Annotated in this window: 16 protein-coding genes; 15 read left to right on the forward strand and 1 reads right to left on the reverse strand. The window is 42.6% G+C overall.

Annotation, left to right across the window (positions count from 1 at the left end):
- Positions 1-70 precede the first annotated feature (70 nt).
- The 9 genes from DW125_RS08280 to DW125_RS14240 all read left to right on the forward strand — a co-directional run bounded on the left by DW125_RS08280 (position 71) and on the right by DW125_RS14240 (position 10,690).
- A complete protein-coding gene (locus DW125_RS08280) occupies positions 71-874 on the forward strand; it encodes a transporter substrate-binding domain-containing protein (protein ID WP_117537805.1) in 804 nt (267 codons plus the stop codon).
- Between the two features lie 8 nt (positions 875-882).
- Positions 883-1,572, forward strand: coding sequence for an amino acid ABC transporter permease (locus DW125_RS08285; RefSeq protein ID WP_021860943.1), 690 nt, complete (start codon positions 883-885; stop codon positions 1,570-1,572).
- A gap of 10 nt (positions 1,573-1,582) precedes the next feature.
- Positions 1,583-2,305 (forward strand): amino acid ABC transporter ATP-binding protein, encoded by a 723-nt coding sequence (locus tag DW125_RS08290; protein ID WP_147323698.1) that lies wholly within the window; start codon positions 1,583-1,585, stop codon positions 2,303-2,305.
- Between the two features lie 180 nt (positions 2,306-2,485).
- Positions 2,486-3,412, forward strand: coding sequence for a DMT family transporter (locus tag DW125_RS08295; RefSeq protein WP_117537806.1), 927 nt, complete (start codon positions 2,486-2,488; stop codon positions 3,410-3,412).
- Positions 3,413-3,539: 127 nt separating this feature from the next.
- The gene (locus DW125_RS14235; protein WP_242992924.1) at positions 3,540-3,719 is read left to right on the forward strand and encodes a hypothetical protein; all 180 of its coding nucleotides are present in this window, start codon (positions 3,540-3,542) and stop codon (positions 3,717-3,719) included.
- A gap of 38 nt (positions 3,720-3,757) precedes the next feature.
- Positions 3,758-6,475 carry a DEAD/DEAH box helicase gene (locus DW125_RS08305; RefSeq protein WP_117537808.1) on the forward strand — a complete coding sequence of 906 codons (2,718 nt, stop codon included), beginning with the start codon at positions 3,758-3,760 and terminating at the stop codon, positions 6,473-6,475.
- A complete protein-coding gene (locus tag DW125_RS08310; protein WP_242992936.1) occupies positions 6,444-8,165 on the forward strand; it encodes an ATP-dependent helicase in 1,722 nt (573 codons plus the stop codon). Before DW125_RS08305 ends, DW125_RS08310 begins: the two co-directional genes overlap by 32 nt.
- A gap of 117 nt (positions 8,166-8,282) precedes the next feature.
- Positions 8,283-10,148, forward strand: a complete 1,866-nt coding sequence (locus DW125_RS08315) for an acyltransferase family protein (RefSeq protein ID WP_242992926.1) — start codon at positions 8,283-8,285, stop codon at positions 10,146-10,148.
- 131 nt (positions 10,149-10,279) lie between these two features.
- Entirely contained in the window at positions 10,280-10,690 is a 411-nt protein-coding gene (locus DW125_RS14240; RefSeq protein WP_117537810.1) for a hypothetical protein, read from the forward strand.
- A 59-nt stretch (positions 10,691-10,749) separates the two neighbouring features.
- On the opposite strand, the gene DW125_RS08325 is transcribed toward DW125_RS14240, so the two are convergent.
- Positions 10,750-11,628: a LysR family transcriptional regulator gene (locus tag DW125_RS08325; RefSeq protein ID WP_021860927.1), complete on the reverse strand. Its 879-nt coding sequence runs from the start codon at positions 11,626-11,628 to the stop codon at positions 10,750-10,752.
- 400 nt (positions 11,629-12,028) lie between these two features.
- On the opposite strand from DW125_RS08325, the gene ilvD reads away from it, so the two are divergent.
- From ilvD to folP, 6 genes are all read left to right on the forward strand, one after another.
- Complete coding sequence (gene ilvD, locus DW125_RS08330) at positions 12,029-13,708, forward strand: dihydroxy-acid dehydratase (protein WP_117537811.1); 1,680 nt, start codon at positions 12,029-12,031, stop codon at positions 13,706-13,708.
- An 18-nt stretch (positions 13,709-13,726) separates the two neighbouring features.
- Positions 13,727-14,710, forward strand: coding sequence for an ornithine cyclodeaminase family protein (locus DW125_RS08335; protein WP_117537812.1), 984 nt, complete (start codon positions 13,727-13,729; stop codon positions 14,708-14,710).
- Between the two features lie 237 nt (positions 14,711-14,947).
- Entirely contained in the window at positions 14,948-16,276 is a 1,329-nt protein-coding gene (locus DW125_RS08340) for a bifunctional folylpolyglutamate synthase/dihydrofolate synthase (protein ID WP_242992927.1), read from the forward strand.
- A 73-nt stretch (positions 16,277-16,349) separates the two neighbouring features.
- On the forward strand, positions 16,350-16,907 hold the full coding sequence (folE, locus tag DW125_RS08345) for a GTP cyclohydrolase I FolE (protein WP_021860923.1): 558 nt from the start codon (positions 16,350-16,352) through the stop codon (positions 16,905-16,907).
- A gap of 50 nt (positions 16,908-16,957) precedes the next feature.
- Positions 16,958-17,449 (forward strand): HD domain-containing protein, encoded by a 492-nt coding sequence (locus tag DW125_RS08350; protein WP_117537874.1) that lies wholly within the window; start codon positions 16,958-16,960, stop codon positions 17,447-17,449.
- Positions 17,446-18,261 (forward strand): dihydropteroate synthase, encoded by an 816-nt coding sequence (gene folP / locus DW125_RS08355; protein ID WP_117537813.1) that lies wholly within the window; start codon positions 17,446-17,448, stop codon positions 18,259-18,261. The genes DW125_RS08350 and folP overlap by 4 nt, the downstream gene beginning before the upstream one ends.
- Positions 18,262-18,360: the final 99 nt, after the last annotated feature.

An 18,360-nucleotide genomic window follows, 5' to 3' on the forward strand; every position in this document is an offset into this window, starting at 1 on the left:
ATTATACAGAATCTTGTTTAATACGATACAAGTTGTATGAATGAGAAAGATCATTTTAGGAGGAAGAAATATGAAGTTCAAGAAGTTAGTAAGTGTTGTTTTAGTAGCTGCCTGTGTATTTTCACTTGCAGCATGCGGAAGTGACAAGAAAAGCGAAGACAAAAAAGTAGAAGTAACAAAAGCAGAAGATCTGAAAAATCTTACAATTGGTGTTCAGCAGGGAACAACCGGAGATCTGGAGAGTTCTAAGATCGTAAAGAAAGATACACAGATGAAACGTTATCCAAAGGGTGCAGCAGCAGTACAGGCTTTGGAATCTGGGAAATTAGACTGTGTTGTTATCGATGCTCAGCCGGCTAAGAAGTTTGTTGAGAAGAATGACAATCTGAAGATCATTGACGGTATCTTTGATGATGAGCAGTATGCAATCTGCGTGAAAAAAGGTAATTCCAAACTGTTAAAAGAAATGAATGCAGCATTAGAAGAACTGAAAAAAGACGGAACAGTTGATAAGATCATCGGTAACTACATCGGTGATGATGCAGGTAAATATCAGTACAAAACTCCAGAAGGAACAGATACTTCCAAAGGAACACTTGTAATGGCAACAAATGCTGAGTTTGAACCATATGAATATCACGAAGGAGATGCTATTGTAGGTATCGATGTTGATATGTCACAGGCAATCTGCGATAAGATGGGATACAAATTAAAAGTAGAAGATATGGAATTTGATTCTATTCTCCCGGCAGTTGCAGCAGGAAAAGCTGATTTCGGTGCAGCAGGTATGACAGTAACAGATGAGAGAAAAGAAAATGCCGATTTCACAGATACATATGCTAACGCTTCACAGGTAGTGATCGTTAAGAAATAGGAGTAATCATGGCAGATTTTTCAGCAAAGTTTTATGCGAACTTTATAAAGGATGACCGTTGGCTCGGTCTTGTGAGCGGTCTCAAGGTGACAATTATTGTCACCTTAGAGGCTTTGCTTTTAGGTGTTATCATTGGTTTTATTGTAGCGATCATTCGTTCTTACCATGATAAGACAAACAAATTAAAGATATTAAATGCAATCTGTAAAGTGTACCTGACAGTGATCCGTGGAACACCGACGATGATCCAGATCTTGATCATGTATCTGGTTGTGTTCGGCTCTTCTTCACTGGATTCCATTATCATCGGTGGTATTGCCTTTGGTATTAATTCCGGTGCATATGTTGCAGAGATTGTGCGTTCCGGTATTATGTCTATTCCAATCGGACAGACAGAAGCGGGACGAAGCCTGGGACTTAATTATGCACAGACAATGCGTCTGATCATTGTTCCGCAGGCATTTAAAAATGTGCTTCCGGCGCTGGTAAATGAGATGATCGTGCTGATCAAAGAGACAGCGATCATCGGTTATATCGGGGAGCAGGATTTGACAAAGGCGGCAATGATTATTCAGAGCCGTACATTCGATGCATTTATGCCTCTTCTGGCGGCAGCAGTCATTTATCTGGCACTTGTTATGCTGCTGACATTCTTTATGAATAAGCTGGAAAGGAGGTTGAGAAACAGTGAGCGATAATAAGGATACAATGATCCAGGTCAAAGACCTGCATAAATCATTTGGAAAAAATAATGTACTCAACGGTATCTCAACAGATATTAAAAAAGGTGAAGTGGTTGTAGTTATCGGACCATCCGGTTCCGGTAAATCTACATTTCTCCGTTCTTTAAATCTTCTGGAGCAGCCAACAAGCGGTTCGATCATTTTTGACGGAGATGAGATTACAGATCCGAAGACCAATATCGACCTGCACAGACAGAAGATGGGAATGGTATTCCAGCATTTTAATCTGTTTCCACACAAGACGATCCGTGAAAATATTACGCTGGCTCCGGTCACACTGAAAAAAATGACAAAAGAAGAAGCTGATAAAAGAGCGGATGAGTTACTGGAACGAGTAGGACTTGCTGACAAAGCAAATGCTTACCCGGAGCAGTTATCCGGTGGACAGAAACAGCGAATTGCCATTGTAAGATCACTGGCGATGGATCCGGAAGTGATGCTTTTCGATGAACCGACTTCCGCACTTGATCCGGAGATGGTTGGAGAAGTTCTGGATCTCATGAAGCAGCTCGCGAGAGAAGGAATGACAATGGTCGTTGTCACACATGAGATGGGATTTGCCAGAGAAGTTGGAACACGAGTTGTGTTCATCGATGAAGGCAAGATTAAAGAACAGGCAGAACCGGAGGAATTTTTCAGTAATCCAAAAGATGAGAGACTGAAAGAATTTTTGAGTAAGATATTATAAATAATAACTATTCAGAACTCTTATGAATAAGAAAACTGATACTTCATATTTATGGAGTATCAGTTTTTTGTTAGGAAATGTTTTTACAAAATGTTTTCTTTGGAAGCGATAGTAGTTTATAATAGTGAATAACAGAAAATAGCAATTTATATCATACAACAGGAAAGAGAGTATAAACTAATGACGCAAAAACAAAGCACATTAACCAGAACCGGCATCGTGGCGCTTCTTGCCTGCGTTTGCTGCATTTTATGGGGCAGTGCAATACCAATGATAAAAACAGGATATCACTTTATGCAGATGGATTCAGCAGATACGGCAAGCCAGATTGTCTTTGCCGGAATACGGTTTACGCTGGCGGGACTGCTGGTTCTGGCATTTACATCAATAAGAGAGAAAAAGGTGATGTTTCCTGATAAAGAAGTCCTGAAATACGCGATACCGGTTTGCCTGGCGCAGACAGTCGGACAGTATTTTTTCTTCTACATAGGTGTTGCAAATACATCAGGTGTGAAAGGTGGCATTATTACCGGACTTGGCAATTTTATTGCAATTTTGCTATCCTGTCTGATATTTAGAAATGAACGTATGACAGTACGAAAATCAGCAGGCTGCATACTGGGATTTGCAGGAGTTGTTGTGATCAACATCATGGGAAATTCTCTGGACATGGGATTTAAGCTGACTGGTGAAGGGTTTATTCTGATCGCACAGCTTTCCTATGGAATTTCTACCGTATTGATCAATATATTTTCAAGAAAAGTTTCTCCGGTAATATTAAGCGGAACACAGTTTACAATGGGCGGAATCGTGCTGACATTGATCGGCACCGGAATGGGCGGACACCTTGGAAATGTCACGATTGGCGGTGTAGCAATTATTTTCTATCTTGCAATGGTTTCGGCGGTTGCATATACGCTCTGGTCGGTGCTTCTTGCATGGAATGATGTCTCAAAAGTTGCGATTTTCGGGTTTGTGAATCCATTGTGCAGTGTGATATTATCTGCGCTGATATTAGGAGAGGTACGTCAGGCATTTAATATTGGAAGTCTGGTGGCTTTACTTTTGGTCTGCACCGGAATATATATTGTCAATCATAAGAAATAGTAGGATATTAAAACCACAAAGAAAGGAACACGCATGGGAAATGAATCAGGTGAATGGATCATTTCATAGAAGAGACGGAAGACACAGAGATTTTCTCGAACGAATTGAAGAAATTAGGAAATATTTTATGATTATTATTAGGTGGCATTTTAATGGGGCTTTTATGGCTTGCCATCAGCTGCATCTGGTGCATTACGATTGTGGGAATTTCGATGGGATTACAGTGCTTCCGGTGTGCGGGCATTTACTCTGCGCATTATTGAAAGAAAATAATGTGGCGAGAACAACAGTTCTGTGCTATACTTAAATGCGAATATATGTTCGAGGACAGAGGGCTGGAAATACATGACAGAAGAATTCAGAGATTATATTATTCATACAAGAAAGATACCGGCAAAAGAGGCGGTTTGTGAAGCATATCCAGAATCGCTTAAGGATGAGCTGAGAGATTATCTTAAAGAGAACGGATATCAGCAGCTTTATTCGCATCAGGTGGAGATGTTCAAAACTGCGGAAGCGGGAAAGAATGTCGTGATCACAACTTCAACGGCGAGTGGTAAGACGCTGGCATTTCTGCTTCCGGTTTTGCAGGAGATTCTTGAGAATCCGCTGGCGAGAGCGATTTTTGTTTACCCGACGAAGGCACTGGCAAGCGACCAGTATCGTGCCCTGCAGCCGGCGATTGAGTTTTTCGGTGACGGGAAGATATCTGCCGGGATATACGATGGAGATACGAAACCGGCAGAGCGTACGAGAATCAGACAGAGCGCAAATATTATCCTGACGAACCCGGAGATGTTAAATGGAGCTTTTTTGCCAAATCACAGCAATTACGGGTTTGATACGATTTTCGCAAATCTTAAATATATTGTCATTGATGAATTACATTCTTACCGCGGAGCGTTTGGAGCGCATTTGTCGAATATTTTCCGGAGACTTCATCGGATATGCACATATTACCGCTCAGAACCGCAGTTTCTCTGTAGCTCTGCGACGATTGCCAATCCGATAGAGCTTGCAGAGAAGATCTGTGGTGTACCGTTTTCGCTGATCGACCGGAACGGTGCTCCGGCACCGGATAAAATCTATCAGATTGTCCAGCCGCCGGAGATCAAAGGAAAGAATGATAAAGTATATGGACGAATCGCGGCATCGGCAGTAGCGGCAAAATTAATCCCGAATCTTGTGGCAGAAGACAGACACTTCATTGCATTCGGACGTTCCAGAAGGAATGTGGAAGTCATTTTAAAAGAAGCCAGAGATAAGATGAGTGCTGCAGGATTTCTTGGCGCATTCGGAAGAGCAGGGAAACAGCCGGAAGAGTTGATTGCCGGATACCGGAGTGGTTATACGCCACTTGAGAGAAGAGAGATTGAACGAAAGATGACACATGGAGAACTGGCGGGGCTGGTATCCACCAATGCGCTGGAACTTGGAATTGACATCGGTAAGCTGGATACGACCGTGATCGTTGGCTATCCGGGAACAAGAGCTTCGTTCTGGCAGCAGAGCGGACGTGCCGGAAGAAGTGGTGTCTCCTGCGTCAACTACCTTCTTTTGGAGAACCGCCCTTTTGATCAGTATATTGCGATTGATCCGGAATGGCTTTTCTCAAATGAGAGTGAGAATGCAATCGTTGATCCGGACAATCTTCTCATTGAGCTGGCGCATCTGCGTGCGGCGGCAGCAGAACTACCATTGTCGCTGGATGATATTGCACTGTTCCCGGATCTGGGAGAGATGATTCCGGTTCTTTTAAGTGCAGGAGAAGTGAAGAGCCTTGGAGGACGGTTCATATGGGCAGGACAGGCATATCCGGCAGGTGACTACAGCCTCCGCAATATGGACAAGACGAGATTCAAACTTCTTGCGAAGAAAGACGGACATGAGATCACGGAGATGGATGAATTGCAGGCGTATCATGAGATCCACCCAGGTGCAGTTTATATGCATGAGGGAACACTGTATGAAGTTGTGAAGATGGATCTGGTCGGAAGAACCGCAGAGGCAGTTGATTTTGATGGAAATTATTACACAGTCCCGTCAGGAACAAAAGAGACGCGCATTTTACGATGCTTTGAAGAAGAGGAATATAAGAGGACAGAATTTCATTTTGGGGATGTGAATGTCAATGAAGTGATTTCCATGTTCCAGAAATTACAGTTTCACAATCACCAGAATCTTGGCTATGTAACACTGACTCAGCCTTTAAAGAAAGACTACGACACAGAAAGTGCATGGATCACACTGCCGGAGAATGTAGTGCGTGCTTACCGGAGTCTGCTGGTTCCGAACCGTCAGGGGCAGTATATACTTAATGACCATTTTGAAGGAATGAAATATGCGATAAAGAACGCATCTATGATGATTACGATGACAGAGCGTGATGATATAGATGTTGCGGTGTCAAACAATGCGACGATCCCGGATGATTATTATCATGAAAAAGTCTCTCTTTTTATTTATGATAAATACGAAGGCGGTCTTGGGTATTCGGAGAAGATCTATGGACTGGTGCCGGAGATCCTGTACAATGCGATCAGGATGGTGAAAGGTTGTCCATGTGAAGACGGCTGCCCAGCATGCGTGGGCGATTATACGCTGGATAAAGGAATGATACTCTGGGGACTTGAGAATCTTCTGGAAGAGACAGAAGCACCGGAGTATGTGCGTAAGAACATAAAAGAGCCACATCCTGCAATAACGAAAGAATTTTCCTTTTTTGAATTGCCGGAGAAATGGCAGAGTTTCTGTGCGGCAGTTCTGAAAAACGGGGAAAGTGGCGGTCGTTTCCTTAAAACAGTAAAAGCAGTGTGTGTAGAAGAGCACAAACTGATTCTTACTGTGGAGAATGCATTTTATGCCGGATGGATACAGGAAGCGGAGAATCGGAAGAGCCTGGAGAATATTCTCAGATACTATGCAATCTGTCCGGGTGATATGAAGATAGAAGTTATTCTTGAAAACAGACAGGGAGAGAAGGAAGAGAAAGAGCGGGAACGAAAGAAAGCCCGCCTGCAAAGGAAATATGATGAACAGCTTGGAAAGGAAAAGACTGAATAGTTACCAGAAAGAAGCCGTATTAGATGAAAGCCCGGCATGTCTTGTGAATGCGAATGTCGGCAGTGGCAAGACGACAGTATTGACGGAAAAAGTACGCTATCTGCATGAGGAGAGACTTGTTCCTTATGAGAAAATGATGGTGCTTACATTTACGAATAAGGCAGCGGACGAGATCGCGGAGCGGCTAGGTATTGAAAAATCTATGTGGGGATTCGGCACATTCCACAGTGTAGCAAGACAGCTTCTCTGTAAGTATCTTCCTGAAAAATGTACAGTCGAAGGCACAGATAGAGCAGTGAATCAGAATGAGACAACTGACTGGAATCGTGAATTTGAAGTGATAGAACCGGAAGAAGAGCTGCAGATGTTGCTTGACCTTGCAGATGCGAACGGATATAAGATCAAGTATAAGAACCGTCTGCAGGCGAGGCTGGAGAATGACTATGAAGCATATCTGCAGGGAAAACCAAAGGGAAAATATAAGGATGATCTGTTTCGGGTATTTCCGCTTCTTGATCGAAAGAAACGTCAGGAGAACAAGATGTCTTTCGCAGATCTTATCCGTGAGGGAACGAAATGTGCAGAGGAACACAGAAAAGAGTTGGGACTTCAGTGGATTATTGTAGATGAAGTGCAGGATAGCGACCAGAAGCAGCTGGATTTTATCGAAGCACTGAAAGATGCACAGACCCGGTTTTTCGCAGTAGGAGATCCGAATCAGGTGATCTACAGCTGGAGAGGAACCGCACCGAATATGTTCTTCATGATCAAGCACCGGTTTGAAGCAAAAGAACTTTCCCTGCCGGTTAATTATCGTTCAAGTGATGTGATCCTGGAAGCTGCGAACCGTTTTCTGCAATTTGGAGGAAAGATTGAGGGCAGCGGTGTGAAAGGTGATAAGATTCTGATAAAGAATCATTATGATCCGTTTATAGAGGCAGAATATCTGACAGAACGAATCCGGAAACTTCACGAAGATGGTCTGCCATACAGCCAGATCGCAGTTTTTTACCGTGTGCAGAAGCAGGCGGAGATTTTGGAAAAGGTATTTGAAAGAGCGGAATTTCCAGTTACATTTTCCAATGTCGGAAAAGAAGGAGAAGTACTACATTTTATGACGTTGCATGCATCAAAAGGTCTGGAATTCGATTATGTATTTATTGTCGGATTGAATCAGGGACTGATTCCCCTTCGGTGCACCGGTATGGAGCAGGAAGAAGAGGAGATGCGTCTGTTTTTTGTAGGGCTTACCCGTGCGAGAAAGAATCTGGAATTATCTTATTACACGAATCCGACAATTCCCGGTGTGTTCGAAGCACCGAGCAGATATCTGAAGCGTCTGCCGGAGCATCTGCTTGACTGGGAAGAAAAACCGGGAAGCGAAGAGCGAAAAGCAAATTTACAGAGTTTAAGACGGCAGGCAGTAGAAACGATAAGGAGAAAATCTGCGGAGGAAAATATGGCAGAAACAGAGCCTGTAAAACAAGAAGAAAGACAGACAGAAACAGAGTCTGTAAAACACGAAGAAAGACATACAAATACAGAAGAGCGGGTTGTACGGAGAGGCAGACATCCAAAGTACGGTGAAGGCATCATCACATCAGAAGATGATATGACGATAGAAGTGGAATTTCCGGGATATGGAAAGAAACAGTTTCTGAAAGCATTCGGAGAAATAGAAGTATTATAATAAGAAAACTTAAAGAAATATTAACTATTTAAGAAAGCGCAGAGGAAGGAGCATATGTTATAATCAATAGATAAAACGACAACATACGAAAGACAGCATACGAATGAGGAAAAGAAAATGGAAAAGAAAATACAGAAAAAGAGAAAGTATATCAAAGAAATTGACGGATTAAGGGCACTTGCTGTAATCATGGTTCTGGCATATCATCTGAAGATGCCATTTGCGAAGAGCGGGTTATTGGGAGTAACCGTATTCTTTGTAATATCCGGCTACTTGATCACAGGAATTCTGATAAATGAGATAGAAGAAAGCGGCGGCGTGGATCTGAAGAACTTCTGGCTGCGGCGAATCCGAAGACTGCTGCCGGCAGTACTCTCCATGGCAGTTGTGATGATCTTCGTCAGCGCAGTCGTGAACCGGGTTGTATTTACGAAAGGTTGTAATGATTTGTTATCCGCAGTGTTTGGGTATAACAACTGGTGGCAGATTTTCAGAAAAGTATCCTATTTTGAAAATGCAGGAGCGCCTTCTCCATTTACCCACTGCTGGTCATTGGCGATTGAGACACAGTTTTATTTGATTTATCCAATCCTTTTGATTCTGTTATCGAAGGCAAGAAACAGAGGAAAAGTATTTGCGGCAGTCACAGCAGTGCTTGCGCTGATCTCAGTAGTATTGATGGGCGTGCTCTATAGCCCGGACGGAGATCCGAGCCGCGTATATTATGGAACAGACACAAGAGCATTTTCTCTTCTGATCGGAGCGTTGGCTGCGATCCAGAAGGAATATCATATTATAAAGGTAAAGCTGCGGGGAAAACTATGGGCAGTGATCGGAAGTATTTCTGTATTGATCCTGATCGGAATGATGATGCTCATCAGCTCCTACAGCAGTTTCTTATATTATGGAGGTCAGGCAATCGTATCTGTCCTGGCGGCATTTGTCGTATATGCAGTGACAGTAAGCAGAAGCCTTTTAAATATAATATTAGGCTCCAGCATACTGAAATGGATCGGAGACCGCTCTTACAGTATTTATCTGTGGCACTATCCGATTATTGTGCTGATGAGCGGCGGAAAGAGAGCGGCATGGTGGATTGTGATTTTAGAAGTAGTCTTAAGTGTGGGGCTTGCAGAACTTTCCTATCGTTTTATTGAGACGCCGGTCCGTCATGGAATCATCGGAGAATATATCGGAATCATCAACAGCAGACCGCATAACAGAAGAGAACGTCACAGACAGATCCAGGTGGCACGGAGAAGTCTTAAGGCGATGGCAGCAGTATTAGCCACAGGACTTGCATTAAGCTTATGTATTGCATTTGTTCCGAAGAAGACAACACTGGATACGGTAGCAAAGCGTGAAAAGAAAGCAACCGAAGTAACAAAGCTGACGAATCAGAAATTAAAAGAACAGAAAGCGAAAGCAAAAAAGACAGCAAAGACCAGCAAGAGTACAATGACGGATGAAGAACTACTGAAAAATGTACAGATGCTGCTGATCGGTGATTCCATTACTGTAGATGTAACAGATTATTTTTACAAAGTACTTCCAAACAGTATCAGCGATACGAAGATCGGACGTTCTACCCTGACAGGAGTGAAAGTATTTGACGAATACCAGACACAGAAGAAATGGGACGGCGATGGCGTGATCTTTGCACTTGGAACAAATGGTCCAATGTACGATACACTTGGACGAATAAGACAGAAAGTCGGAGACAAACCACTGTTCCTGACCACTGTCCATGCTCCGAAGGAAGATTTTGAGAGTTCTAATAATGAAGAAATCCGCAAGTTTGTCAAAGAACACGAGCATACCTATCTGATTGACTGGTATACGGCAAGTGCAGATCATCCGGAATATTTTGACCAGGACGATACACATTTGCTTCCGAAAGGGGCAGAAGCTTATGCACAGTGCATCAAAGATGCTGTTTTAAAGGCAATGCGCGCGGAAGAAAAGGTGAATGATAAAGTATAAAGCCTTCTTGCGAACCGGCGTCTGACAGGGTATACTGACTCTAACTATAGATAAATATTCAGACTGCCATAGCATTTCTAAGAGATCTGCTCCCGGAGCATCAGAAGAACCAGCAGGAAATCTTAAAGATTATGAACGCATCCAGTGCGGAAAATGCCTACACGCACTGGGAGATCTGTTTTCCGGATGAGAGTGGCGTGCGGACAAATGGAGAAACCTTTAAGTTGCTGCCGAAGTATTCGTTCAGGGTTCGTGTTAAAAAGGGTTTCACAGTATCGGAGCGCAGAACATCCTTGAAAGACGACAAGACACAGATCATCATGCTGTCGAATCCTATATTTAAAGATGGAAAATGTGTTGGAATCATATCAGCAGTTATTGAACTGAAAGGGTTTGCAAGAGCATTTCACAGTAATACAGCAAATGCATTTGCAGAAGATATCCGCAAGAGTAAAGAAGCAGGAATGAATGCACATATTTCCAAGCCGATACAGTTAGATAAGATGGTCTGTGTAATCGCAGGACTGGTACAGGATAACTGATTACAGTAGATGAAATTAGGACTGGATAACAGTACGAGAAGACCACCGCCGGCAGTGTATTATATAAGAAGCTGGTGTTCCTGGCTCCAGAGTGCGGCAAATTCCATGAACTGCTTCAAAGCCGGAGTCGGCTCTGCCGATGGAGAATGTGCCACAACAAGAATTCGTTTGCAATGTTCTGTAAATGGACGTACACATACATCAAAAGGAATATGGAGCAGAAGAAGCTTTGGGAGAATGGCGATGCCAAACCCCTGCTCCACCATTTTGACTACGGTATAATCTTCGTTGATGTGAAAACGGACATTTGGCTGAATCTGATGGATGCGGAACAGTTCTCCGGTTTCATAGTCGGTATTATCCGCGGACATAATAAAGTCCTGCCCATTTACATCGGAAAGAGAAACGGAAAATTTATTGGCAAGTGGATGATCTTTTGATGTAACAAGCATTAATTCATCCTTACCTAACGTTATACAGGGAAGGTTTCCCATAATATATTTTGAAGTGAAAATACAGTCCAGTTTTCCTTCTTTTAATTTTGCACTCAATTCCTGAAAACCGCCGACATAGAGGTTGAACGTGATATTCGGATATTCATCTGTAAATTTTTTTAAAATTCCGGGTAACCAGTGGTAAGAAATACTCTGGATAGTACCAATGCGGATCAACCCGCTTTCTAATCCATTGATATGTGCTGCAATCTGTTCAATATGATTTTCGGAAGCCCGAATTTTCTTTAATTCTTCAAAAATGCTGTCTGTTCCGGTAAGTGGAGACATACCGGTTTTAGAACGTTTGAATAAAGTCACTCCGATTTCTTTTTCATAATTACGGATTGCCTGGCTGACAGCCGACTGTGTGTATTTCAGTCTGCCTGCCGTTTTGGAAATACTATGTGTTTCATATACATCTAAAATTATATTGATTTTTGACATGGATATCAGCCTCCGGTGCTGTCACTTGTTTACCTGTATGATGTCAGGGTCAAAAGATGCCATACGAATTGTTCCGTACTTCGTACTACCACAATTCGTAGTTTTAGGCTTTTGACTCTGGCATCTTATATTTTAGTAAAATTTGAAAAGTTATGCAATAGATGAGCGGCAGTGTATATAAGAAAAAGTGCATATATCCATCAGATAATGTGAATGTAATCTTAAAATCTTTCGATGTCTGGTATCGTTCAGAAAAAATGAACATAACTATCAATTTCCTGTTCTATCCAATGTTAAAAAAATGACATATGATGTAAGAAATAGGAAAACGGTAGACAAGATTAGAAAAGTGCATGGCATAGAACAATCTACAGGAATTATAAAATAAGGAGGTTGTAAGATGGGAGAGAGCTATTGGAACGGAGCGCAGGCGGCACATCGACGTGTTATGATGAAGGCAGCAGGGTATTCAGATGAGGACATTCGCAAAAAGCCACATATCGGCGTGCCAAATTCTTATATGGCTGGTTCGCCGGGAACAGCACATTTAAGACAGGTGACAGAGGCTGTTAAGGAAGGCATCTGGGCAGCGGGCGGAATCCCGGTAGAATTTGGAATCCCGGCAACATGTGGAAATATGGCAAATGGCGCAGATGAGATGAAATATGAACAGGTCGGCCGTGACATTGTTGCGATGTCGATAGAGTTTGTATCGAGAGTACATAATTTTGATGCAATCTGTTGTGTCGCATCCTGTGACCTGATTATTGCGGGATGTTATCTGGCAGCATGCCGGCTAGATATTCCGGCGATGGTCGTGACAGGTGGTTCGATGCAGGCAGGAAATCATTGTGGACAGACGGTTGTAGAAGCAGATCTGGACGCAGCAAGATTTTCCGGCGCATCGGAAGAGGAACTCTTTGACATGGAAGAGTGTGTATGTCCGTCTTTTGGAGCCTGTCCTTCTATGGGAACTGCGAACACGATGCAGATGCTTGGAGAAGTCCTGAATCTGGTAATGCCGGGTACTTCAACAATTCCGGCATCCGATAATGCGAGACTCCGTGCGGCAAGAACAGCAGGAAAATACATGGTTCAGCTTGCAAAATCCGGAAGAACGCCGAAGGATCTCATTACAAAAGAAGTATTGGAAAATGCAATCATGTTTGATATGGCAGTTGCCGGATCTACGAATGCGGTACTTCATATTCTGGCATATGCATATGAACTAGGAATTAAAATTACATTGGCAGATTTTGAAAAATATGCGAAAGAAATTTATTGTATTAACGCGGTTATTCCAAGCGGACCATATACGGTTGTTGATTTTCATTATGCCGGCGGCGTGAAAAATGTAATGAAACAATTGGAGAGTAAATTACATACAGAAGCTCCTACAATTTATGGAAATACATGGGGAGAATTGCTGGAAACAGTGAAAGGCGAACCCAATAAAGTGATTCACTCGCTGGAAGATCCGGTTGCAAAAGAACCGGGCCTTAAGATTTTACGCGGAAATATTTCCCCGGCAGGAGCAATCGTACGTCCAACGGCTGTATATGAAGAAGTAAAATACATCAAAGGCGCGGCAAAAGTATACGAATGTGACCAGGATGCTTATAAAGCAATTATGAATGGTGAGATCGTTCCGGGAGACATTCTGGTCATCCGCTATGAAGGCTGTAAAGGTGCACCGGGTATGAAGGAACTGATGCTCAGTATTGATGCGTTGATCGGGCTTGGGTTGGACAAGAAAGTCGGACTGATCACAGATGCAAGGTTTTCAGGATTCAATTATGGAGCAATTGTCGGACATGTTTCTCCGGAGGCGTATGACGGAGGTGTGATCGCGTTGATTAAAAACGGAGACCAAATTGAAATGGATATTGCAGGAGGAACGGTAAATTTACTTGTTTCAGACGAGGAACTTGCCGAAAGAAAGAAATCCTGGGTACGTCCACCGTTAAAACAGCAGAAGGGTGTATTGAATATTTATGCACAGAACTGCAGACCGGCCGAAGAGGGCGGAGCTATGCAGCCATGGGCACTGGATGCAGAGTATGGATATCATCATGAATAGAGAAAAAGGAGGAAGAGTATGTTATTACTTTCAAGAGAAGATATTAAAAGTGTAGTTACAATGAAAGATATGATCGAGGCAGACAAAACTGCGTTTAAAATGACAGTTGACGGAACAGTAAAAACGCCTCTGCGTACAGTTATTGACGGCAAATATGATGGAGCATTTTTGTTTATGCCTGCATATGCGCCGGAATTAGATGCGGCAGCTATGAAGGTAATCGACATTTTCCCACACAATGTGGATAATGGGAAAATGACATCACCGGCACAGGTGATGTTGATTGACGGAAAAGACGGATACGTGATCGCATTGCTGGATGGAACTTATGTTACACAGCTCAGAACGGGTGCGTCTTCCGGTGCAGCATTTGATCTGCTTGCAAAAAAAGAGTGCAAAAAAGGAGCAATGATCGGAACCGGAGGCCAGGCAGCGACACAGCTAGAGGCGATGCTTGCAGCAAGAAAGCTGGATGAAGTAAAAATCTATGATCTCAATGCAGAAAGATGCCAGGCATTTGCCGAACAGATGCAGAAAGAGTTAGCCGATTACGGGGCAAAGATTATAGCAGCAGAAAATTCAGATGCATGTATAGAAGATGCAGATCTGATCATTACCGTTACTCCATCGGCAAAGCCGGTATTTGATGGGACAAAAGTCAAAGCCGGAGCAACGATCAGTTGTGTCGGCACTTATGAGCCACATAAGCATGAAATGGATCCGGCGATCCTTCCAAGAGCGTCTAAAATCATCTGCGATTCTAAAGAGGCGGCGCTTTCTGAGACCGGAGATTTATTGATTCCGATAAAGGACGGTATCATTTCAGAAAAGGATATACTTGGAAGCCTTGGTGATGAAATAAACGGTACAATAAAAGGAAGAGAAAATGATGATGAAATCATTGTTTATGAAACAGTTGGCGTAGCGGCACAGGATCTGGTGGCAGCAAAAGTTATTTATGACAAGGCTCTGGAAGCAGGAAAAGGAATGAACTGGGGTTAAGGCAGACATATAACATAGAGATATTAAGAGGTACAGCAACAATGAAAAATGGTTGCTGTACCTCTTGACTTTTAAGATTATTCCTGACAGGAACGGGATAAAATATATGAATTATAGACAAAAGAGAAAGTGCTTATTAATAAAAATGATACTATAGGGCAGTGATTTTTCTTGAGAGAATGAAAGGTTAGTGCTATTATGAAGAGGTTAGAACAATTTCAGAAAGGAAATAGAAACGTGACTTATAAAGAAGCAAGGGTATATCTGGATGCAATGTCCAGATACGGAAGTGTACTTGGCTTGGATACGATTCGGGGACTGCTTGAGGAACTGGGGAATCCACAGGAGGATTTAAAGTTCATTCATATTGCCGGAACAAACGGAAAAGGATCTGTGCTTGCGTATACTTCAACAATATTAAGTAAAGCAGGATACAGGACAGGACGATATGTTTCACCGACAGTGCTCTCCTATCGTGAGAAGATTCAGGTGGATGGAGAATGGATCTCCGAAAACGAACTTACAGAGTTGACGGAAGAGATAAAAGAAGCGATTGCCGGATTAGAAACAGCAGGTGCACCGATACCGACGCTGTTTGAAGTTGAGACGGCAATGGCTTTTTTATATTTTAAGAAAAAAAGCTGTGATCTGGTTGTGCTGGAATCCGGACTCGGCGGAAGACTGGATGCAACGAATATTGTAAAGACAACTGTGTTGGCGGCATTTGCAACAATCAGTATGGATCATATTGGGATTTTGGGAAATACAATCGAAGAAATTGCAGCAGATAAATGTGAGATTATTAAATCGGGATGTAAAGTTGTGTCTGCAAAACAGAAGCCGGAAGTGAAAAAGATACTGGAAGAAAAGGCAGAAAGAACAGGGTGCCCGTTTACGGAGGCAAAACCGGAACTTTTGATAATACAAAAAGAAACATACAAAGGAATGGATGTAGAAACACCGGATTTTGGAAACCTTCATAGCGGACTTACAGGTGAATATCAAAAAGAAAATCTGGCAACAGCGCTGGAGATAGTTTGTGCGCTTCGAAAAGAAGGATACAAAATACAGGAAGAAGCTGTGCAAATTGGTGTGGCAGAGACAAAGTGGCCGGGAAGATTTACCAGTCTGCGGGAGAATCCACCTTTGATTGTTGATGGCGCACACAATGAAGATGCAGCAAAAAAGCTCGCTATATCAATAAGACGATATTTTCCGAATTACAGGATCCACCTGGTCATGGGCGTTTTTAAAGATAAAGAATATAAAAAGATCACAGCATTGTTGTGTCCGGACGCAGAGTGTGTATATGCGATTCATCTTCCGAATGAAGAACGCACATTATTGGCAGGAGTGCTTGCGGAAGACGCAGCGAAATATTGTGAGAACGTAATTGCATTTGAAAAAGCGGACGCACATAGTGATTTGGAAGAGGCATTGAAGACTGCATATAGAAATGCAAAAAAAGAGACAGAAGAGAATCAGAAATCCGTTGTGATTGCCTGCGGTTCTCTATCTTATCTGGGAGATGTGATTCAGATTGTGGAAACATGGGATAAAGCATGAAAGTGATATATTTGCAGAAAATAACATTTTTGATAGAATAAAACAGATAGTAGAACTATAGAGGGAGAGAGACATGATCGATCATGAGAAAATAGAACAGGCAGTCCGTTTATTACTGGAAGGTATGGGAGAGGATGTAACAAGGGAAGGCCTTAAAGATACACCGGACAGAATTGCCAGAATGTACGAGGAAATTTATGGCGGAATGGACGAAGATGCAGGAGTCCATCTGGCAAAAACATTTACCGTAGACAGCAGCGAGATGGTTATCGAAAAAGACATCACATTTTATTCAACCTGTGAACATCATCTGCTTCCGTTTTATGGGAAAGCACATATCGCTTATATTCCGGACGGAAAAGTTGTAGGACTTAGCAAACTGGCACGAACAGTAGAAGTGTTTGCAAGAAGGCTGCAGTTACAGGAACAACTGACCGGACAGATTGCCGATGCGCTGATGCAGTATATGTGTCCGAAAGGCGCAATGGTTATGGTAGAAGCAGAGCATATGTGTATGACAATGCGCGGCATTAAAAAGCCGGGAAGTCAGACCGTGACAATTGCAAGAAGAGGCGTATTTGAAACTGATCCGACTCTGGAAGAGCGGTTCTTCCGGATGCTTGGGAAATAGATGAAATGGTGAAGATGAAGTCAATGGAACATGCAGAGAAAGAACAGAAGATGGAACGACTAAATACAGTACTCAGACATCCGTTATATCAGCAGTATTACAAAGAACTGAGAGAAGAAGAAAGAGACAGGATCTTCTGCTGTCATCAGATGGAACATTTGTTAGATGTTGCAAGAATTGCATATATTTGGAACTTAGAAAACAATCTTGGATATTCGAAGGAATTGCTGTATACGACAGCGATTTTACATGATATCGGAAAAGCATTGCAATACAAAGAAAAAATTCCGCACGAGATTGCCGGAGCGCAGATTGCAGAGAAAATTCTGGATTCACTGCCAGAGGCAGTCGCCTATACGGAAGAAGAAAAAAAAGAAATTTTGACAGCCATCCGTGGGCATCGCAGGGAACGAAAAGATATGACAAAGTTGGAAAGACTTTTATACGAAAGTGATAAATGTTCCAGAAATTGCTTTGCCTGCCCAGCGAAAAAAGAATGTAACTGGAGTGAAGAAAAGAAAAACAGGGAGATACAGATATGATCATCGGGAAAAAAGAGTTTGATGTTAAAAATGAAACGTATGTAATGGGAATTTTAAACGTAACGCCGGATTCGTTTTCGGATGGAGGAAAATATAACGGTATGGATAGAGCACTTGCACATGCAAAACAGATGATAGACGAAGGTGCTACGATCATTGATGTAGGGGGCGAATCGACAAGACCGGGGCATGTACAGATTACGGAGGATGAAGAGATTGCAAGAGTAACACCGGTTATCGAAAGACTGAAACAGGAGTTTGCTGTTCCTGTTTCCATCGACACTTACAAGAGCAGAGTTGCCGAAGCGGCACTTCAGGCGGGTGCTGATCTGGTGAATGACATCTGGGGATTAAAATACGACCCGAAGATGGCAGGAGTGATTGCAAAGTATGATGTGGCATGCTGCCTGATGCATAACCGGGAAAAAGCAGAATATACAGATTTTCTGACGGATTTCATGACAGATATGGAGGAGTGTGTGACACTTGCAAAAAAAGCAGGTATTTCAGAGGATAAGATTATTCTTGATCCGGGTGTAGGATTTGGAAAAACTTATGAGATGAATCTGGAAATCATTGATAAAATGGAATGCCTGAACAAGCTCGGCTATCCGGTACTTCTCGGTACGTCGCGCAAATCTGTGATCGGACTTACTCTTGATCTTCCGGTAGAAGAAAGAGAAGAAGGAACGCTTGTTACAACTGTATATGGTGTACAGAAGGGTTGTGCGTTTGTGCGTGTGCATGATGTACAGAAAAATCTTCGCGCAATCCGCATGACGCAGGCAATTATGCGTGAGCATGAAGTGTAAAATATGGAAAACAGGTAACGGATTAGGACAATAATACTCATGAAGTTTTGCAAACAGGAAAGCAGACTGGCAGAAAGAGTGACAGGTGTGAGGAATAAT

The organism is Dorea sp. AM10-31, assembly GCF_003435815.1.
Taxonomy (GTDB): domain Bacteria; phylum Bacillota; class Clostridia; order Lachnospirales; family Lachnospiraceae; genus Dorea_D; species Dorea_D hominis.